This window comes from Thalassobacillus pellis, assembly GCF_016908295.1.
GTDB classification, from domain to species: domain Bacteria; phylum Bacillota; class Bacilli; order Bacillales; family Halobacillaceae; genus Thalassobacillus; species Thalassobacillus pellis.
Genome location: NZ_JAFBDO010000002.1, coordinates 442,899 through 468,521, shown reverse-complemented (window position 1 = coordinate 468,521; position 25,623 = coordinate 442,899). Strand labels below are relative to the sequence as shown.

At 42.0% G+C, this 25,623-nt stretch carries 31 protein-coding genes; all 31 read left to right on the top strand.

All coding sequences use genetic code 11. From position 1 onward, the window contains the following. The first annotated feature begins 4 nt into the window (after nucleotides 1-4). The 31 genes from flgD to dxr all read left to right on the top strand — a co-directional run bounded on the left by flgD (nucleotide 5) and on the right by dxr (nucleotide 25,610). On the top strand, nucleotides 5-442 hold the full coding sequence (gene flgD / locus JOC33_RS08155; protein ID WP_205091999.1) for a flagellar hook assembly protein FlgD: 438 nt from the start codon (nucleotides 5-7) through the stop codon (nucleotides 440-442). Between the two features lie 27 nt (nucleotides 443-469). Continuing rightward, nucleotides 470-838 carry a TIGR02530 family flagellar biosynthesis protein gene (locus tag JOC33_RS08150; protein WP_205091998.1) on the top strand — a complete coding sequence of 123 codons (369 nt, stop codon included), beginning with the start codon at nucleotides 470-472 and terminating at the stop codon, nucleotides 836-838. Between the two features lie 87 nt (nucleotides 839-925). Continuing rightward, nucleotides 926-1,768, top strand: coding sequence for a flagellar basal body rod protein FlgG (gene flgG / locus JOC33_RS08145; protein ID WP_205091997.1), 843 nt, complete (start codon nucleotides 926-928; stop codon nucleotides 1,766-1,768). Nucleotides 1,769-1,852: 84 nt separating this feature from the next. After that, entirely contained in the window at nucleotides 1,853-2,068 is a 216-nt protein-coding gene (locus JOC33_RS08140) for a flagellar FlbD family protein (RefSeq protein WP_205091996.1), read from the top strand. Further along, nucleotides 2,065-2,487 (top strand): flagellar basal body-associated protein FliL, encoded by a 423-nt coding sequence (fliL, locus tag JOC33_RS08135; RefSeq protein WP_205091995.1) that lies wholly within the window; start codon nucleotides 2,065-2,067, stop codon nucleotides 2,485-2,487. Before JOC33_RS08140 ends, fliL begins: the two co-directional genes overlap by 4 nt. 43 nt (nucleotides 2,488-2,530) lie before the next feature. Continuing rightward, entirely contained in the window at nucleotides 2,531-3,529 is a 999-nt protein-coding gene (fliM, locus tag JOC33_RS08130) for a flagellar motor switch protein FliM (RefSeq protein WP_205091994.1), read from the top strand. After that, nucleotides 3,526-4,743, top strand: a complete 1,218-nt coding sequence (gene fliY / locus JOC33_RS08125) for a flagellar motor switch phosphatase FliY (RefSeq protein ID WP_205091993.1) — start codon at nucleotides 3,526-3,528, stop codon at nucleotides 4,741-4,743. The genes fliM and fliY overlap by 4 nt, the downstream gene beginning before the upstream one ends. Before the next feature lie 25 nt (nucleotides 4,744-4,768). Beyond that, entirely contained in the window at nucleotides 4,769-5,131 is a 363-nt protein-coding gene (locus JOC33_RS08120) for a response regulator (RefSeq protein ID WP_205091992.1), read from the top strand. Between the two features lie 16 nt (nucleotides 5,132-5,147). Then, entirely contained in the window at nucleotides 5,148-5,792 is a 645-nt protein-coding gene (locus JOC33_RS08115; protein WP_205091991.1) for a flagellar biosynthetic protein FliO, read from the top strand. Then, nucleotides 5,785-6,453, top strand: coding sequence for a flagellar type III secretion system pore protein FliP (gene fliP, locus JOC33_RS08110; RefSeq protein WP_205091990.1), 669 nt, complete (start codon nucleotides 5,785-5,787; stop codon nucleotides 6,451-6,453). The genes JOC33_RS08115 and fliP overlap by 8 nt, the downstream gene beginning before the upstream one ends. An 18-nt stretch (nucleotides 6,454-6,471) precedes the next feature. Continuing rightward, nucleotides 6,472-6,741, top strand: a complete 270-nt coding sequence (gene fliQ, locus JOC33_RS08105) for a flagellar biosynthesis protein FliQ (protein WP_205091989.1) — start codon at nucleotides 6,472-6,474, stop codon at nucleotides 6,739-6,741. A 3-nt stretch (nucleotides 6,742-6,744) separates the two neighbouring features. After that, nucleotides 6,745-7,524: a flagellar biosynthetic protein FliR gene (fliR, locus tag JOC33_RS08100; protein WP_205091988.1), complete on the top strand. Its 780-nt coding sequence runs from the start codon at nucleotides 6,745-6,747 to the stop codon at nucleotides 7,522-7,524. A gap of 1 nt (nucleotide 7,525) precedes the next feature. Further along, the gene (gene flhB / locus JOC33_RS08095; protein ID WP_205091987.1) at nucleotides 7,526-8,614 is read left to right on the top strand and encodes a flagellar biosynthesis protein FlhB; all 1,089 of its coding nucleotides are present in this window, start codon (nucleotides 7,526-7,528) and stop codon (nucleotides 8,612-8,614) included. A 12-nt stretch (nucleotides 8,615-8,626) separates the two neighbouring features. Then, a complete protein-coding gene (flhA, locus tag JOC33_RS08090; protein WP_205091986.1) occupies nucleotides 8,627-10,660 on the top strand; it encodes a flagellar biosynthesis protein FlhA in 2,034 nt (677 codons plus the stop codon). Beyond that, the gene (gene flhF, locus JOC33_RS08085) at nucleotides 10,657-11,760 is read left to right on the top strand and encodes a flagellar biosynthesis GTPase FlhF (protein WP_205091985.1); all 1,104 of its coding nucleotides are present in this window, start codon (nucleotides 10,657-10,659) and stop codon (nucleotides 11,758-11,760) included. Before flhA ends, flhF begins: the two co-directional genes overlap by 4 nt. After that, nucleotides 11,753-12,616: a MinD/ParA family protein gene (locus JOC33_RS08080; RefSeq protein ID WP_205091984.1), complete on the top strand. Its 864-nt coding sequence runs from the start codon at nucleotides 11,753-11,755 to the stop codon at nucleotides 12,614-12,616. Before flhF ends, JOC33_RS08080 begins: the two co-directional genes overlap by 8 nt. A gap of 6 nt (nucleotides 12,617-12,622) precedes the next feature. Continuing rightward, nucleotides 12,623-13,687: a protein-glutamate methylesterase/protein-glutamine glutaminase gene (locus tag JOC33_RS08075; RefSeq protein WP_205091983.1), complete on the top strand. Its 1,065-nt coding sequence runs from the start codon at nucleotides 12,623-12,625 to the stop codon at nucleotides 13,685-13,687. A 12-nt stretch (nucleotides 13,688-13,699) separates the two neighbouring features. Beyond that, entirely contained in the window at nucleotides 13,700-15,730 is a 2,031-nt protein-coding gene (locus JOC33_RS08070; protein ID WP_205091982.1) for a chemotaxis protein CheA, read from the top strand. Nucleotides 15,731-15,777: 47 nt separating this feature from the next. After that, complete coding sequence (locus JOC33_RS08065; protein ID WP_205091981.1) at nucleotides 15,778-16,248, top strand: chemotaxis protein CheW; 471 nt, start codon at nucleotides 15,778-15,780, stop codon at nucleotides 16,246-16,248. 6 nt (nucleotides 16,249-16,254) lie between these two features. After that, nucleotides 16,255-16,890: a chemotaxis protein CheC gene (locus tag JOC33_RS08060; protein ID WP_205091980.1), complete on the top strand. Its 636-nt coding sequence runs from the start codon at nucleotides 16,255-16,257 to the stop codon at nucleotides 16,888-16,890. Beyond that, on the top strand, nucleotides 16,883-17,380 hold the full coding sequence (locus tag JOC33_RS08055) for a chemotaxis protein CheD (RefSeq protein ID WP_205091979.1): 498 nt from the start codon (nucleotides 16,883-16,885) through the stop codon (nucleotides 17,378-17,380). The genes JOC33_RS08060 and JOC33_RS08055 overlap by 8 nt, the downstream gene beginning before the upstream one ends. Then, nucleotides 17,380-17,691 (top strand): hypothetical protein, encoded by a 312-nt coding sequence (locus JOC33_RS08050; protein ID WP_205091978.1) that lies wholly within the window; start codon nucleotides 17,380-17,382, stop codon nucleotides 17,689-17,691. Before JOC33_RS08055 ends, JOC33_RS08050 begins: the two co-directional genes overlap by 1 nt. A gap of 44 nt (nucleotides 17,692-17,735) precedes the next feature. Continuing rightward, a complete protein-coding gene (locus tag JOC33_RS08045; protein WP_205091977.1) occupies nucleotides 17,736-18,509 on the top strand; it encodes a FliA/WhiG family RNA polymerase sigma factor in 774 nt (257 codons plus the stop codon). A 312-nt stretch (nucleotides 18,510-18,821) separates the two neighbouring features. Beyond that, nucleotides 18,822-19,295 carry a hypothetical protein gene (locus JOC33_RS08040; protein ID WP_205091976.1) on the top strand — a complete coding sequence of 158 codons (474 nt, stop codon included), beginning with the start codon at nucleotides 18,822-18,824 and terminating at the stop codon, nucleotides 19,293-19,295. A 158-nt stretch (nucleotides 19,296-19,453) separates the two neighbouring features. Next, a complete protein-coding gene (gene rpsB, locus JOC33_RS08035) occupies nucleotides 19,454-20,203 on the top strand; it encodes a 30S ribosomal protein S2 (protein WP_205091975.1) in 750 nt (249 codons plus the stop codon). A 127-nt stretch (nucleotides 20,204-20,330) separates the two neighbouring features. Then, on the top strand, nucleotides 20,331-21,215 hold the full coding sequence (gene tsf, locus JOC33_RS08030) for a translation elongation factor Ts (RefSeq protein ID WP_205091974.1): 885 nt from the start codon (nucleotides 20,331-20,333) through the stop codon (nucleotides 21,213-21,215). 140 nt (nucleotides 21,216-21,355) lie between these two features. Continuing rightward, a complete protein-coding gene (gene pyrH / locus JOC33_RS08025) occupies nucleotides 21,356-22,078 on the top strand; it encodes a UMP kinase (RefSeq protein ID WP_205091973.1) in 723 nt (240 codons plus the stop codon). 2 nt (nucleotides 22,079-22,080) lie between these two features. Then, nucleotides 22,081-22,638, top strand: coding sequence for a ribosome recycling factor (gene frr, locus JOC33_RS08020; protein WP_205091972.1), 558 nt, complete (start codon nucleotides 22,081-22,083; stop codon nucleotides 22,636-22,638). A gap of 181 nt (nucleotides 22,639-22,819) precedes the next feature. Further along, nucleotides 22,820-23,587 (top strand): isoprenyl transferase, encoded by a 768-nt coding sequence (locus JOC33_RS08015; protein WP_205091971.1) that lies wholly within the window; start codon nucleotides 22,820-22,822, stop codon nucleotides 23,585-23,587. 15 nt (nucleotides 23,588-23,602) lie between these two features. Next, nucleotides 23,603-24,391, top strand: coding sequence for a phosphatidate cytidylyltransferase (locus JOC33_RS08010; RefSeq protein WP_205091970.1), 789 nt, complete (start codon nucleotides 23,603-23,605; stop codon nucleotides 24,389-24,391). Between the two features lie 73 nt (nucleotides 24,392-24,464). Then, the gene (dxr, locus tag JOC33_RS08005; protein WP_205091969.1) at nucleotides 24,465-25,610 is read left to right on the top strand and encodes a 1-deoxy-D-xylulose-5-phosphate reductoisomerase; all 1,146 of its coding nucleotides are present in this window, start codon (nucleotides 24,465-24,467) and stop codon (nucleotides 25,608-25,610) included. Nucleotides 25,611-25,623: the final 13 nt, after the last annotated feature.

The following is a 25,623-nucleotide window of genomic DNA, read 5'->3' as shown; positions in this document are numbered from 1 at the left end:
GGCCATGCCAAAAATCGATTCAACATTATATTTGAATAACAGCCAGACAAGAGGGTCCGTTGACTCTAAGCTGGACAAAAATGACTTCCTGAAAATCTTGATGACTCAATTGCAAAACCAGGATCCAATGAATCCAATGCAGGATAAAGAATTCATCTCTCAGATGACCAGCTTTTCCAGTCTGGAGCAAATGATGAATGTTGCAGAAGCAATGGACAAACTTAGTCAGTCACAATCGTTTGCCCCTATGGTTAAATACAGCTCCTTGATCGGTAAGGAAGTGACATATCAAATAACAGATGCAGAAACCGGTGAAATACAGGAAGAAGCTTCCGCAGAAGTGAAAGCTGTAAGCCAAAAAGAAGGGCAAGTACAAATGGAGCTCCATAATGGTGAAACAATTAATGTCAATGCCATTATCAAAGTGAGTGAGCAACTATAATACTAATCATAGAAGGAAGGGGATGTCATGGATCCGAGAATTCATCAGCTTCATCAGGCCATGCCCTTACCCAGGTCTACTGCCAAACAACTGACGAGTACGGATATATCGTTCAAAAATGTTCTAGATGGCATCCAGGGGCTTAAGGTAAGCAAGCATGCAAACCAGCGTTTGTCAGAGCGGAACATCGCTATTGATGAAGTACAGTGGAATAACATACAGACAAAAATGACCGAAGCACGACAAAAGGGAATCACGGATTCACTTGTTGTACTGAAGGATGCGGCACTGGTAGTCAGCACTAAAAATAATACTGTGGTGACCGCAATGGACAGGAAAGAGGCAACAGACCACATTTTCACAAACATAAATGGAACGATATTGTTAGAAGATTAGGCTGGACCCAGATAGGGAGGCCTTGAACTTGAGCCGATTGACAGAGGCTTAACAAAATAAACAGGAACAGAAAGGAATGTCAGCTGTATGCTACGTTCAATGTATGCCGGAATTTCAGGAATGAAAGGTTTTCAGACTAAATTAGATACAATTGCCAATAACATCGCAAACGTCAACACATACGGTTATAAAAAAGGACGAACTACTTTTCAGGATATGATGAGCCAGACTATTTCAGGTGCACAAGGACCGACTCAATTCTTAGGAGGAAAAAACGCCTCGCAGGTCGGCCTGGGAGCACAGCTTGGCTCCATAGATACGATCCATACACAAGGAAACCGCCAGACGACGAACCGTCCGCTTGATTTAGCGATTGAAGGAGACGGAATGTTTGTACTTGCAGAGGACATTGGCGCTGGCAATGTTTTGGATTCCACTCTAAGTTTTACAAGGGCAGGAAACTTCTATTTAGATAATAATGGCTACATCGTAAACAGTAACGGCCAGTACCTTGTCGGGGCAGACTCTACAGGTGCCGCTAACAGGATTGCTATTCCACCGGAGGCTCAAAGCTTCAGTATCCAGAGCAATGGAACAGTCACCTATGTGGATGATAACAATAATGCCATAAATGCAGGGCAGATCCGTCTGGCGAGATTTTCAAACCCGGGTGGGTTGGAGAAAATTGGAGGAAACATGTTCCGTGCTACCAATAACTCTGGCGGCAACTTCACTGATATCAACAACCTTATGCCGCCAGGACAGGGAGGAACTGGACAGACAGTAGCAGGTGCTTTAGAAATGTCCAACGTTGATCTGGCAGAAGAATTCACGGAGATGATCACTGCCCAGCGCGGTTTTCAGGCTAACACTAGAATTATCACAACTTCCGATGAAATATTACAAGAACTAGTAAACTTGAAACGATAAAGCAAGGGAGGTAGAAGCTGTGCGGAAGGGCTTTGCTCATATCTTGTATGCAGGCATAGCCCTTCAAGGACAAGCTTCCTGATAATGATCCAATTGACTAGGTTGACAGGAGAAACCTTTCATCTGAATGCTTTGTATATTGAACAAGTACAATCTTTTCCTGATTGTACGATTACTACTACAACCGGGAGGAAAATTGTCGTTAAGGAAACCGAGCGAGAAATAATTGGTAAAATCACAGGGTTCTATAAAGAAATTGGCCTGCTCGGCAATAAGCCCGAGGCAGGTGAAAAGGAATGACGCCGAAGTTAATCAAGACAATGGTCATTTCCTTTATCAGCTTATGTGTATTAGGAGCAGCCGCAGTCATATTCGTATTGAATATAGGTGGAAAAGAAAAAGCATCAGGAAAAAGAAGTATCGATGAGATTCTGGAGGCATCTTTTCGTACGGAGGAAATTACAACCGATTTGAAAGATGACCATTTTGTACGCGTGCAATTCCATATTGTTTCAGACAGTGTTGAAGCGAATGAGGAATTACAGAAAAGAGATTTTCAGCTGAAAAACGTCCTCATTAAGGAACTCGCACAAATGGATGCTGAAATGTTTAAGCAAGATTTAAGTAAACTGGAAGCTGCCATTAAGGAAAAGCTGAACGAAACGATGACTGAAGGCAAGATCACAAAAGTATATACAACAAGCAAGATATTACAATGATTCTAATCTATTAATATATAGACACCAGGACGGAGGTGGCGTTTTGCCGGAAGAAGTTCTCTCACAAAATGAAATTGATGCACTTTTATCAGCGTTGTCAACTGGTGAGATGGATGCTAATGAGCTAAAAAAGGAAGAAAAAGAAAAGAAGGTCAGGGTATATGATTTCAAACGCGCCCTCCGTTTTTCCAAAGATCAGATCAGAAGTCTGGCAAGGATACACGAAAATTTTGCAAGGCTTTTGACAACGTATTTTTCAGCAAAGCTTCGTACATATGTACATATATCGGTTGCGACAGTGGACCAGGTACCTTATGAAGAATTTATCCGGTCTATACCAAAAATGACAATATTGAACATATATAGTTTAGAGCCATTACAAGGTCGCATTCTTTTTGAAATAAACCCTAATATCGCCTATGCGATGATGGATCGTGTTCTTGGGGGCAGAGGGACAAGTTTCAATAAGGTTGAAAACTTAACAGAAATTGAAACGACCATTATGTCCCAGTTATTTGAACAAGCGGTGGAAAACCTACGCGATGCCTGGACCTCTATTGAAGATATTGACCCAATACTGGAGGAATTCGAAGTAAATCCTCAGTTTTTGCAAATGGTTTCCCCGAATGAAACAGTTGTCGTCATTTCTCTAAATACGACAATCGGGGAATCAAGCGGCATGATAAATATCTGTATTCCACATGTTGTTTTAGAGCCTGTAATTCCGAAGCTGTCTGTCCACTACTGGATGCAGACCCAGCAAACAAAAGAGAGCAAGCCAGAGGAATATGAAGCTCTGAATGAATCCATCCAGAAAGCATCTGTGGAAGCAAAAGCATTACTTGGTGATTCTAGTATTTCAATCGAAGAATTCCTGCAATTAGCGCAGGGTGACGTAATACAGCTTAACCAGCCAATTGGAGAGCCACTGCGTCTATGCATCGATGAGGAACCAAAGTTCTTGGTACAGGCAGGCAAAAAGGGTAAAAAAATGGCTGTACAGGTCCTCGATGAAATCCAAGGGGGGGAAACAAAACGATGATGAATGACGATATGTTGTCACAAGAAGAAATTGACGCCTTGCTTAGAGGCAGTGACGACGAGATTGATAGTAGTAATGATGACGAACTGCAAGCGGGTAGTGAAAAAAATGACAGAAATATCGATGATTATCTGCTTCCACTGGAAAAGGATGCGCTTGGGGAAATCGGCAACATTTCTTTTGGCAGCTCGGCAACAGCTTTATCGTCTCTATTGAATCAAAAGGTGGACATTACGACTCCAACGACCTCTTTGATAGAACGAGAGAAGCTTACCGAAGAATTCCCACAGCCTCATGTAGCAGTAAAAGTGACTTATACGGAAGGTTTTTCAGGGGAAAACATTCTGGTGATCCGATCGAAGGATGCAGCAATTATCGCAGACTTGATGCTTGGCGGGGATGGCACCTCTCCTGCAGAAGAGTTGAATGAAATACATTTGAGCGCCGTCCAGGAAGCAATGAATCAAATGATGGGATCAGCAGCGACCAGTATGTCAGCTGTATTCAATAAGCGGGTGGATATCTCCCCGCCAAATATTGATGTGATGGATCCGGAAGAGAATAATGGGAGCGAGCAGATACCAGATGAAGATATACTTATTAAAGTTTCTTTTAATCTAAAGGTTGGGGAGTTAATTGATTCAAATATCATGCAGCTGCTTCCCTGCCATTTCGCGAAAGAATTGGTTGACCAGCTATTGAACCCGCCTGGTCAGGAAGAAGAACATACCGCCAATGAGGAAGATTCACTACCTTCTGACCCAGAGCCCTCTGTTCAACGGAAAAGTAACTCCCACAACACTGCCGGCAGTGAGGGACAGTTACACACTTCTAACCAGGATTCCAGCCCCCCCCAATATATTGGGAGTATGTCTCAGCACGGGCAAGCAAAACCAAACGTGGAAACAGCACAGTTTTCAAGCTTTGGAGGAGCTGCACCTGTTTCCAAGGAACAAAGAAATCTCGACATGCTTCTTGATATTCCACTAAAGGTTACGGTGGAGCTGGGCAGGACGCAAAGAACCATTAAGGACATATTGGAATTATCATCCGGTTCTGTCGTCGAATTAGATAAACTTGCAGGCGAACCTGTGGATATACATGTAAACAATAAGCTGATTGCACAGGGTGAAGTAGTTGTTATTGATGAAAATTTCGGAGTACGGGTCACCGATATTCTTAGCCCGAAAGACCGGCTGAGAAAAATAAAATAAATGGCAGAGAAGAGGAGTTTTTATTATGGCTAATAAGGTTTTGATTGTAGATGATGCAGCTTTCATGCGAATGATGATTAAGGATATTCTTACAAAAAATGGTTTTGAAGTCGTAGGAGAAGCCCAGGATGGTCAACAGGCAATAGAAAAATTTGAGGAGACTAATCCTGATTTAGTGACCATGGATATAACGATGCCGGAAATGGATGGTATTTCTGCCTTAAAAGAAATTAAAAAGTCTCACCCTGATGCCAAAATCATTATGTGTTCTGCGATGGGTCAGCAGGCTATGGTTATCGACGCCATCCAGGCAGGTGCCAAAGATTTTATCGTCAAACCCTTCCAGGCAGACCGGGTAATTGAAGCTATCCAAAAAGCTTTAAGTTGATTGGCTGATTTTATAAATGAGAAAAAAATTAGTCTTGTTTTTACTCATGTTAATAACCGTTTCTATTTGGCAGACTGGATTTTCCGTATATGCCAGTCCTTCTGTCAGCGACTGTTCAGATAATCCTGGCCTGGAAGGATGCGGGGATAAAGGCCCTGCTGAAAAACAGAAGGAACTTGTTCAGAATGATGATTCCCTCTTGCTCAATTTAGTTCAGCTGTTTTTTGCCCTGTTACTTGTACTTGGTTTGATTTATGGCTTGCTCAAATTTTTTAACCGTAAAAATAAAATGTTTGGCAAGACCCAGAAGCTTGAGAATCTTGGTGGTTTGTCTTTAGGTCCGAACAGATCTCTGCAGCTTGTCAAGGTGGCTGATCGTGTGATGGTGATCGGCGTCGGCGAAAATGTCGAAATGGTAACTGAAATAACCGATGAAGCGACTAAAAAAGCTTTGGTGGATAATGGGGAAGAAGAATTCCTTGAGAGGCAGTTCCTGTCTGACTTGTTCAAAAAAAAGGAAAAGAAGCAGAATTTCGAAGGACACAGCGGCCAGTCAAAAGTACAGTTCCAGCATCTTTTCGAGAAAGAACTTGCCAGTCTGAAGGAGAAAAGAGAAAAATTACATAAAACAGGGCAGCGGGAGGACAAGCGTGATGAATGAATTCGTAGAAATGTTCTCCAGTACTGATCCAGAAAACATATCGACATCCGTAAAGCTGCTTCTACTGTTAACAGTATTGTCTCTGGCTCCGAGCATTCTTATTTTAATGACTTGTTTTACCAGGATATTGATTGTTTTGTCCTTTGTACGGACTTCTCTTGCAACCCAACAGATGCCTCCAAATCAGGTCTTAATCGGGATTGCCTTGTTCTTAACCTTTTTTATCATGGCGCCAACTCTCCAGGAAGTGAATGAGCAAGCTTTACAGCCGTTGTTCAATGAAGAAATTTCCCTGGAAGAAGCTTATGAGGAAGCTGCAAATCCAATGAAAGAATTCATGGCGAAGCATACAAGACAGAAAGATCTTGCCTTGTTCATGAATTACGCGAAAATGGAACGGCCGGAAAGTGTGCAGGACATACCACTGACTACGCTCGTTCCTGCATTTGCTATCAGTGAATTGAAAACCGCTTTCCAGATGGGATTCATGATATTCGTTCCTTTCTTGGTTATTGATATGGCGGTCGCCAGTGTCCTGATGTCGATGGGTATGATGATGTTACCACCCGTTATGATTTCACTCCCATTCAAGATTTTATTGTTTGTCCTTGTAGATGGATGGTATATGATTGCACATTCTTTGCTTGAAGGTTTTCAATGAGGATGGGAGGTAAAATAGATGAACAGTGAAATGGTCATATCACTTGCTGAAAGAGGCATTTATACAACTTTGTTAATCAGTGGACCGTTATTGATACTTGCTTTAGTCATCGGTCTTGTAGTCAGTATTTTTCAGGCCACGACACAGATACAGGAACAGACGCTTGCGTTTATCCCCAAAATTGTCGCCGTACTGCTTGGTCTGGTCTTCTTCGGTCCGTGGATGCTGTCGCAAATGGTTCAGTTTGCTGCAGATATCTTCAATAATTTGAATGTAATGGTAGGGTAAAACATGTTAGAAACAATCAACCTGGCAAGTATACCGGCATTTATACTCATCATGATACGAGTCACTGCATTTTTTGTGACCTTGCCGCTCTTTTCCTACCGTAACGTCCCGACACAACATAAAATCGGATTCAGTTTTTTTATTGCTTTGTTTATGTACTTTACGATTGATGTACCATTTATATTGCCAAATGGAACATTTGTTCTGCTGCTACTCAAAGAAGCTGCTGTCGGTCTTGCCATTGGTTTGATCGCCTACATCATCCTCGCAGCTATCCAGATTGCGGGGGGCTTTATCGATTTCCAGATGGGATTTGCGATAGCCAATGTAATCGACCCGCAGACGGGAGCACAGAGCCCATTAATGGGGCAGTACCTATATACATTCGCATTGCTATTTCTGCTTACAGTCAATGGCCACCATCTTATGCTCGACGGGATTTTTTACAGCTATCAGCTCATACCCATGGATGGCTGGATCCCTTTTGGGGAGGATGGCATTGTCGATTATGTCATCCAGACGTTCAATCAGATGTTCATTATCGCCTTTTTGATGGCAGTACCCGTAGTCGGATGTTTATTTCTGGTCGATGTGGCACTCGGTATCGTAGCCAGAACTGTCCCGCAGTTGAATGTGTTTGTTGTCGGACTGCCGCTGAAAATTCTTGTGGCTTTCATCATCTTGGTTTTGTCGATCAGCATTTATATGATGTTGATCAAAAATTTATTCGAAACGATGCTGGAAACGATGAGATCCCTGATGCAGCTTTTTGGAGGGGCTTGAGATGGATAAATTGAAACTGGACCTGCAATTTTTTTCGGGGGAAAAAACGGAAAAGGCTACACCGAAGAAAAAAGAAGATTCCCGGAAAAAAGGTCAGGTAGCTAAGAGTCAGGACGTAAACACTGGAATTTTATTATTATTCATGTTCTCTTTGTTCTTTGTAATGGGTGGTTTCTTAAAAGAAGTATTTACAACAATGTATCAGCATACGTTCCAGGAATATATCCATTGGGAGGTAACGGAAAATACCGTTCATCAGGTTTTCTCGGAAATGACGATTGAGTTAAGTAAAGTGGTTGGGCCGATCATGGGTGTTGCCATCCTGGCAGGTCTTGCCTCCAACTGGCTTCAGCTAGGTTTTCTTTTTACAGCAGAACCACTGAAGTTCAAACTGGAAAAAATCAATCCTATTCAAGGAGCGAAAAAAATTTTTTCCGCCCGGGCTCTTGTCGAGCTGGTGAAGTCTTTGCTGAAAATAACTATTGTCGGTTCTATCGCATTCGCTGTCATCTGGATGAATAAGGGTGAAATGATGATGATGTCCCTCCATTCGCTTGATGGTGTGCTTGCGTTCTTCGGCCGTACCACCATAGTCATGGGAGTTACATCTGCTTTAGGTCTGCTTTTGATTTCTGTCCTTGATTACAGCTATCAGAAATTCGATTATGAAAAGAGTATCCGGATGTCAAAACATGATATTAAAAATGAACATAAAAACATGGAAGGCGATCCATTGATCAAGTCTAAAATTAAAGAAAAGCAAAGACAGATGGCGATGCAGCGGATGATGAGCGAAATTCCCGATGCAGATGTCGTCATTACGAACCCAACACACTTTGCGATTGCCATTCAATATAAGGAAGAAAAAGGAGATGCTCCTTATGTTGTTGCGAAAGGTGTCGATTTTGTAGCACAACGAATCAAAGATGTCGCCAAGGCGAATCAGGTCATCATGGTTGAAAATCGTCCGTTGGCAAGAGCATTGTACCAGCAGGTGGAAATCGGACAGCCGATTGGGGAAGAGTTTTACAAAGCTGTTGCAGAAGTCCTTGCATACGTCTACCGAATCCAGAAGCAAGTCCAGAAGTAAGGGGAGAGAGAAATGGCACCGAAGGATTTATCGGTATTATTAGGAGTTATATTAATCATTGTCATGTTAGTCATACCCTTGCCGGGCTGGCTTCTCAGCTTTTTGATTTTAGTGAATATTTCTTTATCACTAATCATCATACTCGTTGCAATGAATATGAAAGAAGCCTTGCAATTTTCCATATTCCCATCGTTATTATTATTGACCACCTTGTTCCGTCTCGGTTTAAACGTGTCCACAACACGGTCCATATTATCAAAAGCGGAAGCAGGGGGCGTTGTTCATACATTCGGTTCTTTTGTTATCGGGGACAATCCTCTCGTCGGGTTTGTTGTTTTCGTCATACTGGTTATCATCCAGTTTCTGGTGATCACCAAAGGGGCCGAGAGGGTATCTGAGGTCGCGGCACGGTTTACACTTGATGCTATGCCTGGAAAGCAGATGAGTATTGATGCTGATTTGAATGCAGGCATGATTTCAGAGCAGCAGGCAAAAGAGCGAAGGGAAAAAGTGGAGCAGGAAGCAGATTTTTATGGAGCGATGGACGGTGGAAGTAAATTCGTCAAAGGGGATGCCATCGCAGGTATCATCATAGTATTGATGAACATCATGTTTGGTTTGATTATTGGTATTGTACAGATGGATATGGGTTTTGCAGAAGCGGTGGATACTTACATGAGGCTTACTGTAGGTGATGGACTCGTAAGTCAAATACCAGCACTTTTGATTTCAACCGCCACAGGTATTGTGGTGACCAGAACAGCTTCTAAGGGTAACCTTGGGACCGATGTATCTGGTCAGCTCCTCCAAGACCCAAAACTGTTGTATATCGCTGCAGGAACGATTTTCTTTTTAGGGTTGACACCCATTAATTTCTTCTTGACTACGATGATTGCTTCTGTATTAGCTTTCGGCGGCTACTGGCTGTCACGCACTGGAAAGGAAGAAGAGTTTGAAATAACTGAGCAGGAAGAAGCTGAAGAAAGCACTCAGATGAAGTCACCGGAAAATGTCATAAGTTTAATCAGCATGGATCCAATTGAATTTGAGTTTGGCTATGCCCTTATACCTATTGCCGATACCAGTCAAGGCGGTGACTTACTTGACAGGATTGTAATGATCAGACGCCAGCTCGCCATCGAGCTCGGCATTGTGATTCCAGTTGTGCGAATCAGGGATAATATTCAGCTTGGACCCAATGAATACCGCTTAAAAATCAAAGGAAATGAAGTAGCAAGGGGCGAGCTTTTACTGGATCATTATCTTGCTATGAGTCCTGGGGTTGATGATGAGAGCATTGAAGGGATTGACACACAGGAACCGGCATTCGGGCTTCCGGCTAAATGGGTAACAGAAGAGGTAAAGGATGAAGCAGAACTGTCGGGGTATACAGTAGTGGACCCGCCTTCCGTTGTTTCCACCCATATTACGGAAGTTATCAAGCAGCATTCCCATCAGTTGCTTGGAAGACAGGAGACACAGCAGTTGATTGACCATTTGAAGGAGTCTTACCCAATTTTAGTGGAAGAAGTTACCCCTGATCCCCTATCTGTTGGGGATGTTCAAAAAGTATTAGCTAAATTACTTAGAGAAAACATTTCTGTGAAAAACCTGCCGATTATATTTGAAACACTAGCTGACTTCGGGAAAATGACGAATGATACGGAATTGTTGGGCGAATATGCAAGACAGTCGTTATCTCAGCAGATTACAAGGCAGTTTGTAAAAGATAATCAATCTTTAAACGTACTAACCGTTTCGGGAAAAGTGGAAAAATTACTGGCAGATCATATTCAGCAGACAGAGCATGGCAGTTATTTGGCTTTAGATCCGGAAACACAGCAGACGATTATCCAATCGGTTGCAGAGCAGGCAGAAAAAATGTCATTACAGGAGGAAACAACTGTCGTCCTTTGTTCTCCGGCAGTAAGAATGTATATGAAACAACTGCTTGATCGTTTCCTGCCCCAGGTGATCGTGCTGTCTTATAACGAATTAGAACCGACGATCGAAGTACAAAGTGTGGGAGTGGTGAACGTAGCATGAAAGTGAAAAAGTTTGAAGCTAAGACAATGCCAGAAGTCATGCTCCAAGTGAAAAAAAACCTGGGAGAAAATGCTGTCATATTGAATTCAAAAGTTGTCCATCGTGGCGGTTTTCTGGGTATGTTCAAGAAAAAAAATATTGAAGTCGTAGCAGCAATTGATCCCTACGCTGATAATCCAGGCAAATCCCAAGTTGAAGTTAATTCCAAGCAATCAACTTCATCTCCATTTTCTATACAGAGTGAAAATAATGCAATTATGAAAGAAATCCAGTCACTGAAAAAAATGATGGTTAATCAGCAAAAATTGGATTCGGCCATTACAGGTCCAACACAAGAGCTTTGTGAATACCTGTTATCCCAGGAGCTGGATCAAAAATTAGTAGAAGAATTAACATTACCTGTTATGGAAAAAGAACCTGGTTCCCTTCTCGAAGCGAAAGAGGAATTAGCAAGAACTTTAACTTACCAAATGAAAGAATATGCTTATGGTGGGCTGGATTATGAAAAACAATATATCCATCTTGTCGGCCCAACCGGAGTAGGAAAAACTACTACTATTGCAAAGATTGCCGCCGAAGCAGTGTTAAATCATGGAAAGCAGGTGGCTTTCATTACAACTGATACTTACAGGATTGCGGCTATTGACCAACTGAAAACGTACGCAAGAATATTGAATATCCCGGTCGAAGTCGCTTATTCGATCGAAGACTACTTGAATGCAAGGGATAAGTTCAAGGAATACGATTTAGTATTAGTAGATACAGCGGGCCGAAATTTCCGCGACTCTAAGTATATACACGAACTAAAAAAAATCATAGACTTTAAATCTAATATAGCAACCTATCTCGTATTGTCCTTAACTTCACGACAGCGAGATATGCAGGAAATCTATGATCAGTTCTCCAGCATTCCGATTGAAAAGCTAATCTTTACTAAAGCTGATGAAACTTCCAGTATTGGTGCTGCTATTCAAATGATGTTTCATAACAGTGTGGGAGTCGCCTACCTGACAGATGGACAGAATGTGCCAGACGACATTAAATCTGCAACTCCAGAGTTGTTCATTTCCCGTTTAGTTGGTGAACTTCAACATGCATGATCAAGCACAGGCTCTCCGCGATCGGCTCCACAATAAAGCTCAAGCGGCTACTGCTAAAACAATTGCTATTAGCAGTGGTAAAGGGGGTGTAGGAAAATCAAACATCGCACTTAATTTCTGTCTGGCATTAACGGAAGAAAAGAAACGTGTGCTGCTGATTGATTTAGATATTGGCATGGGTAATATCGATATTCTCATTGGAAAGACTTCTACGTATAATTTTACTGACATTTTCAGTCGAAATTTGCCAATTCGTGATATTATTGAACTAGGACCAAAAACCCTTTCCTATATTGCCGGAGGGTCAGGGATGAGTGATATTTTCCATATGGATGAGCCGCAATTTAATATTTTTATGAACCAATTTGAGCAAATGGTAACGGAATATGATTATATCGTATTTGATCTGGGGGCTGGTGCAACAGAGGAAGGGCTTCATTTCATACAGGCGGTCGATGAAGCAATGATTATTACAACGCCTGAACCGACGTCTATGACAGATGCCTATGCCATGATCAAGCATATATACCGTGTCCAAAAAAATTTGAAGATTTACATTCTCGTCAATCGTGCACTTACTAGCGGAGATGGAAAACGGTCTATCGACAGGTTAGAGAAGGTGGTAAGACAGTTTTTAAATAAAGATGTCCACCCACTTGGTATTTTGCCGGATGATCGCGGTGTCCCTCAGGCAGTGAAGGAACAAGTGCCATTTCTGCTTCATGACGAACAATCGCCGGCGGCAAAATCTATCAGGATGATAACCAGACAATATTTAGACGAATCGATAGATTTGGATCGAAAACCATCCTTCCGTTTTTTGTCCAAATTAAAAAGACTTCTGGCAGAAAGGTAGAAGAACATGACAAAAATTAAGGTAATGGTGGTTGATGATTCAGCATTCATGCGGAAAATGATCAGTGCCATGCTGGAAGATGACCCAAGAATCGAGATAGCAGCCACGGCGCGAAATGGGAAGGATGCACTGGATAAAATAAAAGTACACCACCCAGACGTCATAACACTGGATGTAGAAATGCCCGTTCTGGACGGATTGAGTACACTCCAGGAAATTATGGCTGCTGATCCTGTTCCTGTAGTCATGTTATCAAGTCAGACAACAGCCGGTGCTGACAGTACCATTAAAGCGATCAATCTTGGGGCAGTGGATTTTTTGTCAAAACCTTCCGGCGCCATTTCTTTAAATATAGAGACAATTAAACGGGAATTTATCGAAAAAGTGGTAATGGCCTCCAAAGCAAATATCCAGCCATTAGTTAGAAGCCCGTTACTGGAAGAAGACATTCCCTTAAAAAAACCTAACAAGAGCGCACACAAAACCCCGCGAAGGAAAATAGTTGCTATTGGAACATCTACAGGAGGACCACGGGCACTCCAGGAAGTATTGACTACACTTCCGAAAGACTTCCCTGCTCCCATCTTAATAGTCCAACATATGCCTGCAGGATTCACGCAATCACTCGCCAGGCGTCTGGACACGTTATCTGCAATTAAGGTAAAAGAAGCGGAAGATGGTGAATGGATAGAAAATAGTACAGCATATATCGCACCTGGTGATTATCACCTTACTATACATAACAAACCAGGTGACAGGCTTGCAGTCAAATTACATCAATCCGAACGAGTTAAAGGTCACCGTCCATCTGTAGATGTCATGTTGGAATCTCTCGGAAGTCAGTCGGCCTACATACCAATTGTTGTGATCATGACAGGCATGGGTGCAGACGGAACAAAAGGACTGAAGATATTAAAGAATGTCTATCCAGAAACAACGGCAATCATAGAAGCAAAGGAAACGGCAGTAGTTTTCGGTATGCCGAATGCTGTGATAAAAGAAAATTTGGCTGATGAAATTGCTCCTGTCGGAAACATTGGTGCAGTAATGCAAGTTCATGCAGGAGTGTAGGAGGTTCTATTAATGGATGTGAATGAGTATCTGGATATTTTCATTGAAGAAAGTAAAGAGAATCTGCAAATGGTTAATGACCAATTACTGAGGCTTGAAGAGACCCCGAATGATCTTTCGATTGTTGGAGAAGTTTTCCGAGCCGCACATACTCTTAAAGGGATGTCAGCGACCATGGGATTTCAGGATCTCGCTGATTTGACTCATAAAATGGAAAATGTTCTGGATGCTGTCCGGAACGAAATAATATTGGTTACCCCTGAAATGCTGGATGTTGTCTTTGAAGCAGTCGAAGCTTTAGAGGCAATTGTCGTTGATATTGCAGAAGGCGGTCAAGGAAATCATGATGTGGCAGAAGTAGTAGAAAAATTAGGAACCATAGAGGCGGGAGAATGGGCGGGTTCCATTCAGACCAATTCAGAATCCGAATTGGATAATGCCAGGATATTTACTCTGGATGAATTTGAAACAGCTGTACTGCAGGAAGCGAAGGAAACCGGCTATCATCACCAGGAAATAAAGGTGAAGCTAAGGGAAGATTGTCTCTTGAAAGCTGCGAGAGTTTTTATGGTTTTCGAGATTTTGGAACAAGTGGGAGAAGTGATAAAAACAATCCCTACAGTCGAAGATTTGGAAAATGAACAGTTTGACCAAGCGTTCACCATTCTGATTGCAACAAAAGCCGCAGGAGAGGATATCCAAGCGAGAGTCCTAAAAGTCTCTGAAATTGAAGAAGTACTTGTCGTTCCTTTTGATATGGAAGCTGATCACAAGAATAACAGGGTATCTGATGTAATTAAGAATGAGACAATTGAAACTGGTGATCATGAAGATCCTCAAGAGGCAAGTTCTCTTTCAAATGCGGTCAAACCTAAAGCAGGAAGAAGTGTTGTCTCAAGTAAAACGATCCGGGTTAACATTGATCGGCTTGATGTTTTAATGAATCTTTTCGAGGAATTAGTGATTGACCGCGGAAGATTAGAACAAATTTCAAAAAGTCTTGAACATAACGAATTGGAAGAAACTGTGGAACGGATGTCACGTATCTCTGGTGATCTTCAATCTATTATATTGAATATGCGCATGGTTCCGATCGATCAGGTGTTTAATAGGTTCCCTCGAATGGTCAGGCAGCTTGCCAGAGACCTTGGAAAACAAATTAAGCTTGATGTGAGTGGTGCTGATACTGAACTGGACAGAACTGTCATCGATGAAATTGGGGATCCCCTCGTCCATCTCATCAGAAATGCAATTGATCATGGTATAGAATCACCTGCAGAAAGAAACCAAAAAGGAAAGCCCCCAGAAGGGACTGTAGAGCTAAAAGCTTACCATAGCGGCAATCATGTCTTCATAGAAATATCCGATGATGGGGCAGGAATCAGGAGGGAGAAGGTCGTTCAGAAAGCGATCCACAGTGGAATTATCACTCATGCACAGGCAGACAAGCTTACCGACAAACAAGTCTATGAACTTATCATGGCAAGCGGGTTTTCCACAGCGGATGCTGTCTCAGAAGTTTCGGGCAGAGGTGTGGGACTGGATGTGGTTAAGAGCACGATCGAATCAATTGGCGGAACGATTGAAATAGATTCTGTACTTGACCAGGGAAGTACATTCTCCATTCAGCTTCCACTGACACTATCAATCATTTCCGTCATGCTTGTCCAAATACAAGAGGAAAAGTACGCGATTCCATTAAACTCTATTATTGAAACAGCCATTGTGAAAAAAGAAGACATCATGCATGCCCACAATAAGAAAGTGATTGATTTTCGTGAAAAAGTAGTACCATTAGTTTTTTTACAAGATATCTTTGACATACCTGGTCCACCAGAAAGTAATGATTATTATTCTCTGGTCATTGTAAGAAAAGGGGAAAAGATGGCCGGATTAGTTGTCGATTCTTTCATCGGCCAACAGGAAGTTGTGTTGAAATCACTTGGGGATTATCTAACCGGAACTTATGCTATTTCAGGAGCAACTATCCTTGGGGATGGGCAAGTGGCATTGATTATGGACAGTAATGATTTAATCAAATGAGGCAATGATGTTTTTAAAAGAATAATAGGAGAAAGAAGGACGAGTAAATGAGTGATTACAAGAACCAGGATTTGAAAGTGATTGTTTTTCAGTTAAACAATGAGGAGTATGCCGTCCCTGTAAACCAGGTAGGTTCGATTGAAAGGGCTCAGCATATTACCAGGGTGCCAAGCACAAAGGAATTTGTGAAGGGAGTCATCAACTTAAGAGGAGTAGTAACTCCTATTATAGATTTGAGAAGCAGGTTTGGTTTGGAAGAAGCTGCGCATACCGAAAGCACAAGGATTATTATCGTCTATATGGATGAGCTTGAGGTCGGCATTATTGTTGACGCTGCCAATGATGTCATTGATATTCCTGCAAACTTTATTGAACCACCTCCAGAGGTAGTAGGAACGGTTGAAGCGGAATATATTCGCGGTGTTGCCAAACTGGAAAATCGCTTGCTGATATTATTGAATCTTCATAAAGTCCTTAACGAAGAAGAAGCAAACTCTATTAAGTCCATGGAAGGGTAGTCACTGATGTCGTTCATTGATAAATTCACCATTTCCCATCTGGATGCTTTAAAGGAGGCTGGGAATATCGGGGCAGGGCATGCTGCAACATCTCTATCACATTTGCTTGACAGGAAAATAAATATGCATGTCCCATCGGTCAAGCTTGCCAGTTTCGATGAGATGATGGATATTGCAGGAGATTCGGACAGAAAGGTGGTTGCCGTTTTTTCAAGGATTCATGGGGAAGCCCCTGGTAATATGTTTTTCGTCCTGCCACCTGAGCAGGCTTCCAGGTATATAAAAATAATGACGGGTAACAACGATTTTCAACTAGACAAGCCCCCGCTTGATGAAATTGGACTTTCTGCATTACATGAACTTGGCAATATATTATCAGGCTCCTACATATCATCATTGGCTGATTTTACAAACCTTGATCTCTATATAACAGTCCCAGCCTTGACAATTGATATGTTTGGAGCTGTCATGAGTCATGGACTCCTTGAAATATCTCAAGTGAGTGATTATGGAATTGTCATTGAAACCACTGTTGCAGAAGCTTCTGCTACCGGACAAATCACTGGTCATTTTTTTCTTCTTCCGGACCCAGAGTCTTATCACAGGATATTTCTTGCATTGGGAGTGGAATCAGATGAATGACGCTCCTCACATCATAAAAGTCGGCATAGCTGGAATGGAAACAGTTCAAGCTCCAGATATTATAAGGACATCAGGTCTAGGCTCTTGTGTAGGGGTTGTCGTTTTCGATAAATCGAGAAAGATGGGAGGCATGTGTCATGTCATGCTTCCTGACAGCAGCATGGCGAAAAGCGGGTCACCCAATAAAGGTAAGTACGCTGACAGCGCCATCGATGAGCTTATAAAAATGCTGCTTCAGGCAGGTTTGAAAAAATACACACTTAAGGCGAAGCTGGCTGGGGGTGCCCAGATGTTCCAGTTTACCTCTGCAGATGACAAAATGCGTATTGGTCCCAGGAATATCAAAGCGGTTAAAGATAGGCTCAGTCTGCATGGCATTCCTGTGTTAGGGGAGGATGTGGGAGGGAACAGCGGCAGAACAATTGAATTCGATCCTGATACGGCTATGCTAACGATCAGGAGTGTGAATAAGGGGGTAGCGGATATTTAATGGCAGGAAGCTTGTTTTGGAATTTGACCTTTTCAATAATTGCTTTTTTATTATCTTTTACTTTTTCAATTATTTCTAACACGCTTAATACTTCTATGGTGAGAGCTGCTGCCGCTTTCTTTATCTTATTCTTATTCACATTTTTGTTCCGCTTGCTGGCAGGTTTTGTGAAAAAAAGTCAACGACCAATTAAAAGAATAAAGGAAGACACTGAAGAAAAGACCGATCACTTTTCAGAAGGTAATCAGTATAAGGATCTAGCTAATGCTAAAGCAGCATCAGAAACGATCAGATCCTTATTAAATGAGTAAGACATTCATATTCAGCAATTTAGAAAGCATCGAGGAGGGATTGTATGGCTAACTCGCTATCACCACAAGAACTAGAGTTATGGAGTCTGTGGCAGCGTCATCAGGATGCCGAAGCAGCAGATGAATTAGTCAGGAAATATGTCCACCTGGTCAACTTCCACGTACAGCGTATTTCTGCCCATTTGCCTGGAAGTGTCAGTAAAGAGGATATAAAAAGCCTTGGTTTACTTGGCTTGTACGACGCTTTAAAGAAATTTGACCTTGAGAGGGATCTAAAGTTTGATACATATGCATCTTTCCGTATTCGAGGTTCTATCATTGATGGACTCAGAAAAGAAGATTGGCTTCCACGATCTATTCGTGACAAATCCAAAAAAATTGAACAGGCTTCAGAGCAGCTGGAACAAAAGCTGCAAAGACAGCCTACGTCGGGAGAAGTGGCAGCTTTCCTCGGAATCGAAGAAGGCGAAGTAGTAGAGGTAATGAAAGACTCCTTATTTTCAAATGTACTATCTATGGAAGAGCACACAAAAGACGGGAAAAGCGATCAGAAAGAAGGGATCGGGTATTCGTTGCCGGATCGAAATACTGTACCACCAGAAAGCAGAATGGTACGTAATGAAAACTATCAAGAACTGGCTGAAGGAATTAAACAATTAAAAGAAAAAGAGCAGCTCGTAATTAGTCTTTTTTACCATGAGGAATTGACACTTACTGAAATCGGTCAAGTTCTGGGCTTGACAACTTCGCGTATTTCTCAAATACACGCCAAAGCTTTGTTCAAATTAAGAAATAACCTTACCGAACTCGTACACTAGTGATAAAAAAACGTGGTTTACAAAACAGTAAGTTAAGGGATTTTATAATGGAATCATCTCCTTTTTAAAAAATAGATATCTATTTGTCGCAGACAGAAATACATACTTGATAAAACTTTTCATGTCTATAGAAAGACCGGAATCATCATGTCCAAGCATCCGTGATTTCACACCAGTAAAATTCAGAAGAAATTTTGAGAATAATAGTGCCGAGAATCAAGGGGAAAGACCGACTCCTGGTAAGAAGCATCTAAGCATGACGATTAACAGCTATAAAGATGAATATTAGATTACAGTAGGTGACAGCAGATTATGACAACATTTTTATTAATTCTCAGCTTTTTGTTACATGGGGTAACCATCCTCGTACTCATAACAATGGCACAACGCCTCAAAACATCTGAAGAATTGGAAAAACGTCAACAAAACGTTTCAGAGGAAATCGAGCAACTATTTACCGCTTATCTTATGGAAATTAAAGAAGAAAACGAAAGATTACAATACTTGCTTGATTCCAGTGAACAACATTCCTTCACTGGAAAAGAATCTCAACCGCCGAAGACAGAAAAAGAAAAAAAGAGCAATCCGGTAATATCATCTCCCGAAAAGGAAGGCTATCATCCCCCTCTTCCAGATGAAGATACGATAGACTACCGACCATCCCTTCAAACTCAGATCATAGCCTTGCGGAAGATAGGGGAATCAACCGAAAGTATCGCGAAACAGCTGAACCTCGGCAAGACGGAAACTGAGTTGTTCCTCAAATTCAACGAACGAAAAATGTGATTACTACTTGATTGCGGCAGAAGCTTGTGATATATTTACTTTTGGTGTCAATACACACGTCTGTGGATTCCTTTTAACGGTGCTCTTTATAAAAAGAGTTTTAAAAGGGAGATGAAAGAGGCGGAGGATACTAAAAAACCAAAACAGGAGGAAGAAAAATGTCTGTAATTTCAATGAAACAGCTACTTGAAGCTGGTGTTCATTTCGGACACCAAACTCGCCGCTGGAATCCGAAGATGAAAAAGTACATCTTCACAGAAAGAAACGGCATCTATATCATTGACCTTCAAAAGACGGTTAAGAAAGTAGATGAAGCGTTCAACTATGTTAGGGATATCGCTGCCGATGGAGGCAACATCCTTTTTGTTGGAACGAAAAAACAAGCGCAGGAAACAGTGCGTGATGAAGCTACCCGTTGTGGAATGTTCTACATCAACCAACGCTGGTTAGGTGGAACACTAACAAACTTCCAAACTATCCGCAAACGTATCAATCGTCTTAAAGACATTGAGCGTATGGAAGAAGACGGCACTTTTGATGTCCTGCCTAAAAAAGAGGTAGTCGGACTTCTTAAGGAAAAAGATCGTCTTGTGAAATTCCTTGGCGGTATTAAAGAAATGAAGAGTCTGCCGGATGCAATCTTTGTCATTGATCCACGCAAAGAGCGCATTGCGATCGCAGAAGCACACAAACTGAACATTCCGATTGTCGGAATTGTTGATACAAACTGTGACCCGGATGAGATCGATTATGTCATTCCGGCGAATGACGATGCCATCCGTGCTGTCAAATTGCTTACTTCCAAAATGGCAGATGCTGTTTTAGAAGCTAAACAAGGCGAAGAAACTGAAGTTGCAGAAGAAGAAGCTGCTGAATCAGAAGCAGATGCTCAAACTGCAACAGAGTAACGAAGGTTTCAAAGGTGATAAGAGGGGAGAACCTTTTATCACCTTTTTTAAACAATAAGATTGACACAGAACCATTACTTGGGATATGTCAGAACAGTATAATTTGTCAATTTAAGGAGGAAATAGTATGGCAGTAACTGCAAAAATGGTAAAAGAATTACGTGAAAAAACAGGTGCAGGGATGATGGACTGCAAGAAAGCTCTTCAAGAAAACGATGGAGACATGGATAAATCCATCGAATGGCTTCGTGAAAAAGGTATTTCTAAAGCCCAAAAGAAAGCGGACCGTATCGCAGCAGAAGGATCTGCTCACGTACACACCGACGGAAATACAGCAGTGTTACTTGAAGTAAACTGTGAAACAGATTTCGTTACAAAAAACGACCAATTCAAATCACTTCTGGAAGAATTAGGAAAACACCTACTGAACCAAAAGCCTGCAACCGTAGAAGAAGCATTGGAGCAGAAGCTTCATGGAGAAGGCGATACTGTCAACGAATACATCACATCAACCATTGCGAAAATCGGTGAAAAGATTTCCCTTCGCCGTTTCACAGTGCTTGAGAAAACAGATAACGACGCTTTCGGCGCGTACATTCATATGGGCGGCAGCATCGGAGTTCTGACTCTTCTTGAAGGTACTACGGACGAAGCTGCTGCAAAAGATGTCGCCATGCACATTGCAGCGGTGAACCCACGTTACGTTTCTCGTGATCAAGTCTCCGAAGAAGAAGTCAACAAAGAGCGTGAAGTGCTAAAAACCCAAGCATTGAATGAAGGCAAGCCTGAGCATATTGTCGAGAAAATGGTAGAAGGACGACTTGGCAAGTTCTTTGAAGAAATCTGCCTGCTTGAACAAAGCTTTGTTAAGGATCCGGACCAGAAAGTAAAGCAATATGTGAAGGATAAAGGCGCTACTGTCAAAGGCTTTGTCCGTTATGGTGTGGGCGAAGGCATGGAAAAGCGTGAAGATAACTTTGCTGAAGAAGTTATGAGTCAGGTAAAAAAATAATTAACCTTTTGAAAAATGGGGGACACATCGTGTTCCCTATTTTCAAACGTGCTACATAACAAGATAAATGTGGCAGATTGCAATTTTACAAATAAAATAATTCATAATAATTACAGAATAAGAGATATACGGAGGTTACTATGACTGCAGCGCGTTACCGTCGAATCGTATTGAAATTAAGTGGTGAAGCCTTAAGTGGGGAGCAGGGATACGGCATTGATCCTGCTGTCATCCAATCTGTAGCGAAACAGGTCAAGGAAGTTGCCGAGTTAGGCGTGGAAGTAGCCGTTGTCGTTGGCGGCGGTAACATATGGAGAGGAAAAGTCGGAAGTGAAATGGGAATGGACAGGGCAAACGCTGATTATATGGGGATGCTGGCGACAGTAATGAATTCCCTCGCCCTCCAGGACAGCTTAGAAAATAATGGAATCCCGACACGTGTCCAGACCTCTATTGAAATGAGGCAAGTGGCAGAACCGTATATCCGCCGGAAAGCGATCAGACACTTGGAGAAAAAGCGAGTTGTCATATTTGCTGCGGGAACTGGGAACCCATACTTTTCTACCGATACCACTGCAGCCCTGCGTGCGGCGGAAGTGGAAGCGGATGTTATCTTGATGGCAAAAAATAATGTCGATGGAGTCTATGATTCTGACCCTAAACTCAATAAAAATGCTGCTAAATACGACCGGCTTTCCTACCTTGAGGTTTTGAATGAAGGATTGGGTGTCATGGATTCAACGGCATCTTCCTTATGTATGGACAACGACATTCCTTTACTGGTATTCTCAATAACAGAGGAAGGGAACATTAAAAAAGCGGTTCTTGGTGAAAATATTGGAACGATTGTAAGGGGGAAATAAACATGGGTAAAGAAGTAATCAATGAAACGAAAACAAAAATGGAGCAGGCGGTCCAGGCCTATTCCCGTCAACTGGCTACGGTCCGTGCAGGCCGCGCCAACCCAAACCTTCTGGACAGTGTCAATGTGGACTATTACGGAGCATCTACCCCTCTGAACCAGCTTGCGCAGGTTTCTGCACCTGAAGCCCGCCTTCTGGTAATTACACCATATGATAAGTCGGCGATTGCAGAAATCGAAAAAGCAATCCAGAAAGCCGACCTTGGTCTTTCGCCATCCAGTGATGGTAATGTAGTGCGCATTAATATTCCTGCTTTGACAGAAGAGCGCAGGAAAGATCTTGTCAAAGTCGTCGGTAAATATGCGGAGGAAGCTAAAGTACAAATCAGGAATATCCGCCGCGAAAGCAATGATAAACTGAAGAAAGCCGAAAAAGACGGAGACTTGACTGAAGATGAACTGCGCGGGTATCAGGATGATGTCCAAAAAGTAACTGATGAGTACGTTTCCAAGGTTGACGAACTATCTAAGAATAAGGAATCCGAAATTCTAGAAGTATAAGCTCATCTGGCGACGATATCTATCCGTGTTAAAAAATAAGCCGCGCTGCAACTTTTGTAAGCGCGGCTTTCTATTTTTTCAGGTAGATATATTGTTAATTAGTTAAATATGTCATTTGCAGCATGATATGGGATTATAGTATATAATAATAAGATAAGTATCCTTATTGGAGGATGTAGTTATGCCGATCAAACTTCCATTCTTGAAAAATAAAAGCAATACCAATATCCAGAACCTCCGTCTGGATAAAGAACTTCTGCCCTGCCATGTTGCAATCATCATGGATGGGAATGGCCGGTGGGCAAAAAGTAGAGGAATGCCACGAATAGCGGGCCATAAAGAGGGTATGAATGTTGTGAAAAGAATTGTAAGATACGCCTCTGATCTCGGCATAGATATCTTGACGCTTTATGCATTTTCGACGGAAAACTGGAAGCGTCCAAAGAAAGAAGTCGATTTCTTAATGAAGCTCCCAATGGAATTTTTGAATACATATCTTCCTGAACTCATTGAGAAAAATGTTCGTGTCGAAACCATCGGTGATTTTGACCGGCTGCCGGAGCATACAAAGAAAGCGGTCCAGGAAGCGAAAGACCGGACAGCTGATAACACAGGTCTTATATTAAATTTTGCATTAAACTATGGCAGTCGCAATGAAATGATTGAAGCAGTTAAACAGGTTGCAAAACAAGTGCAGGAAGGTGAAATTAATATACAGGATATAGATGAATCCTGTTTTACAGATCATCTTTTCACCGCTGATCTGAAAGAGCCTGACCTGTTGATACGGACAAGCGGCGAGCAGCGGCTGAGCAATTTCCTGCTTTGGCAGCTTGCTTATAGCGAGTTCTGGTTTACGGACGTATTTTGGCCGGATTTCGACGAATCCTATTTTGAGAAGGCCCTCTACGATTATCAAAACAGAAAACGTCGTTACGGCGGTATCTAAGGTGTTGAACTAATAATGAAACAGCGAGTTATCACAGCAATAGTCGGAGTATTGATTTTCCTTCCTCTGGTAATTCTTGGGGGGTATCCTTTCCAGATATTTGTATATCTCATCGCAAGCATTGGTATATTCGAATTAATGAGAATGAAAAGGATTGCGAGGTATTCGATACCTTCTCTGCTTACATTGCTGCTTTTATGGGCTCTGATGTTCCCTACTGATTGGAGCGCAGAGCTTGGAATAATCGTTCCGAAATCCGAGTTGACATTATTTACAGTACTGCTGCTTCTCAGCTATACCGTACTGGTGAAAAACAGGTTTACGTTTGATGATGCTGGTTTTTTACTGCTTTCTGCCATTTATGTAGGTATGGGGTTCCATTACCTGATTGAAACTCAAGATGCGGGTCTGGAATATGTCTTCTATTCCCTGTTCGTCATTTGGGCTACGGATACAGGTGCCTATTTCTTCGGCCGTACATTCGGAAAACGCAAACTTTGGCCGAAAATCAGTCCTAAAAAGACAATTGAAGGGGCGTTAGGCGGAGTAATTCTGGCTTGCATCGTAGCTTTTGTATTTCAGATTGTATATCCACTTCCGCCTGGCATGCTGATAGTATTATTTGTCACAACCCTCGTTTCAGCCTTTGGCCAGATTGGAGATCTTGTTGAATCTGCCTTTAAACGACATTATGCTGTTAAGGATTCCGGCAATATCCTCCCCGGGCATGGAGGTGTCCTTGACCGTTTTGACAGCTTGATATTTATTTTGCCATTATTGCACTTTATCAATTTCGTAGGGTAGTAAAACGGGTAACTGTATATATAAGTAGTTTTGTCTTCTTTTTAGGCATCAAGGTGAGGAGAGTTATTTATTTATGAAGCAGATCACGTTACTTGGGGCTACAGGTTCAATAGGTCTTCAGACAATGGAAGTCATCCGGAACCACCCTGACAACTTTCAGCTTTATGCATTGGCATTTGGAAAAAACGTAAAAAAAGCATTTCCGCTGATTCGTGAATTTAAGCCATGTAAAGTGGTGGTTCAGGATGCTCATGCAAGAGAATCAGTTAAGAGAGAGTTCCCTGATGTAACAGTTTTATCAGGTACAGAGGGAATGATAGAAGTAAGTACGGATGACAAGGTTGATATATTGTTGAATGCTGTAATGGGAAGCATTGGCCTTCCAGCAACTCTTGAAGCGATTAAAGCGAAAAAGAAAATCGCGATCGCAAACAAGGAAACACTTGTTACTGCGGGTCATTTAGTCATGGAGGAGGCAAAAAAACACCATGTTGACCTGCTCCCGGTAGATAGTGAACATTCTGCTATTTATCAGTGTCTGAATGGAGAGAAAAAGAGAGACATAAAGAGACTGGTCCTAACCGCTTCAGGAGGAAGCTTCCGGGATAAGACTAGAGCTGAACTTGAAGGTGTAACTGTCGATGATGCCTTAAACCACCCCAACTGGAGCATGGGGGCGAAAATCACAGTGGATTCGGCATCTATGATGAATAAAGGACTGGAAGTGATTGAAGCTCATTGGCTATTCGATGTACCTTATGAAGATATAGATGTACTTCTTCATAGGGAAAGCGTTATCCATTCCATGGTCGAATTTGTGGATAGAAGTGTGGTGGCTCAGTTGGGAACGCCGGATATGAAAGTTCCTATCCAATATGCCCTTACCTATCCTGATCGCCTTGATTTACCCATGACAAAACGTTTAAACTTAGAGGAAATCGCCAAATTGCATTTTAAAGCAATGGACTACGAGCGCTTCCGTTGTCTTCAGATGGCATTTGATGCTGGTAAAGAAGGTGGTTCAATGACTACAGTCTTAAACGCAGCTAATGAAGAGGCTGTCGACCTATTTTTAAATGGGCAGATATCTTTCCTTGATATTGAATCATTCATCGAGCAAGCAATGGAGCGTCATCAGACGATTCAACAGCCGGATTTAGATACGATTTTACAAATCGATCAAGAGACGAGACGACAGGTGCGCTCGTACTCAAAATAAAGGAAGGTGCTTC

Coding starts and splice junctions, on each gene's coding strand:
- flgD (WP_205091999.1), top strand. CDS start 5: ATGCCAAAAATCGATTCAACATTATATTTGAATAACAGCCAGACAAGA.
- JOC33_RS08150 (WP_205091998.1), top strand. CDS start 470: ATGGATCCGAGAATTCATCAGCTTCATCAGGCCATGCCCTTACCCAGG.
- flgG (WP_205091997.1), top strand. CDS start 926: ATGCTACGTTCAATGTATGCCGGAATTTCAGGAATGAAAGGTTTTCAG.
- JOC33_RS08140 (WP_205091996.1), top strand. CDS start 1,853: ATGATCCAATTGACTAGGTTGACAGGAGAAACCTTTCATCTGAATGCT.
- fliL (WP_205091995.1), top strand. CDS start 2,065: ATGACGCCGAAGTTAATCAAGACAATGGTCATTTCCTTTATCAGCTTA.
- fliY (WP_205091993.1), top strand. CDS start 3,526: ATGATGAATGACGATATGTTGTCACAAGAAGAAATTGACGCCTTGCTT.
- JOC33_RS08120 (WP_205091992.1), top strand. CDS start 4,769: ATGGCTAATAAGGTTTTGATTGTAGATGATGCAGCTTTCATGCGAATG.
- JOC33_RS08115 (WP_205091991.1), top strand. CDS start 5,148: ATGAGAAAAAAATTAGTCTTGTTTTTACTCATGTTAATAACCGTTTCT.
- fliP (WP_205091990.1), top strand. CDS start 5,785: ATGAATGAATTCGTAGAAATGTTCTCCAGTACTGATCCAGAAAACATA.
- fliQ (WP_205091989.1), top strand. CDS start 6,472: ATGAACAGTGAAATGGTCATATCACTTGCTGAAAGAGGCATTTATACA.
- fliR (WP_205091988.1), top strand. CDS start 6,745: ATGTTAGAAACAATCAACCTGGCAAGTATACCGGCATTTATACTCATC.
- flhB (WP_205091987.1), top strand. CDS start 7,526: ATGGATAAATTGAAACTGGACCTGCAATTTTTTTCGGGGGAAAAAACG.
- flhA (WP_205091986.1), top strand. CDS start 8,627: ATGGCACCGAAGGATTTATCGGTATTATTAGGAGTTATATTAATCATT.
- flhF (WP_205091985.1), top strand. CDS start 10,657: ATGAAAGTGAAAAAGTTTGAAGCTAAGACAATGCCAGAAGTCATGCTC.
- JOC33_RS08080 (WP_205091984.1), top strand. CDS start 11,753: ATGCATGATCAAGCACAGGCTCTCCGCGATCGGCTCCACAATAAAGCT.
- JOC33_RS08075 (WP_205091983.1), top strand. CDS start 12,623: ATGACAAAAATTAAGGTAATGGTGGTTGATGATTCAGCATTCATGCGG.
- JOC33_RS08070 (WP_205091982.1), top strand. CDS start 13,700: ATGGATGTGAATGAGTATCTGGATATTTTCATTGAAGAAAGTAAAGAG.
- JOC33_RS08065 (WP_205091981.1), top strand. CDS start 15,778: ATGAGTGATTACAAGAACCAGGATTTGAAAGTGATTGTTTTTCAGTTA.
- JOC33_RS08060 (WP_205091980.1), top strand. CDS start 16,255: ATGTCGTTCATTGATAAATTCACCATTTCCCATCTGGATGCTTTAAAG.
- JOC33_RS08055 (WP_205091979.1), top strand. CDS start 16,883: ATGAATGACGCTCCTCACATCATAAAAGTCGGCATAGCTGGAATGGAA.
- JOC33_RS08050 (WP_205091978.1), top strand. CDS start 17,380: ATGGCAGGAAGCTTGTTTTGGAATTTGACCTTTTCAATAATTGCTTTT.
- JOC33_RS08045 (WP_205091977.1), top strand. CDS start 17,736: ATGGCTAACTCGCTATCACCACAAGAACTAGAGTTATGGAGTCTGTGG.
- JOC33_RS08040 (WP_205091976.1), top strand. CDS start 18,822: ATGACAACATTTTTATTAATTCTCAGCTTTTTGTTACATGGGGTAACC.
- rpsB (WP_205091975.1), top strand. CDS start 19,454: ATGTCTGTAATTTCAATGAAACAGCTACTTGAAGCTGGTGTTCATTTC.
- tsf (WP_205091974.1), top strand. CDS start 20,331: ATGGCAGTAACTGCAAAAATGGTAAAAGAATTACGTGAAAAAACAGGT.
- pyrH (WP_205091973.1), top strand. CDS start 21,356: ATGACTGCAGCGCGTTACCGTCGAATCGTATTGAAATTAAGTGGTGAA.
- frr (WP_205091972.1), top strand. CDS start 22,081: ATGGGTAAAGAAGTAATCAATGAAACGAAAACAAAAATGGAGCAGGCG.
- JOC33_RS08015 (WP_205091971.1), top strand. CDS start 22,820: ATGCCGATCAAACTTCCATTCTTGAAAAATAAAAGCAATACCAATATC.
- JOC33_RS08010 (WP_205091970.1), top strand. CDS start 23,603: ATGAAACAGCGAGTTATCACAGCAATAGTCGGAGTATTGATTTTCCTT.
- dxr (WP_205091969.1), top strand. CDS start 24,465: ATGAAGCAGATCACGTTACTTGGGGCTACAGGTTCAATAGGTCTTCAG.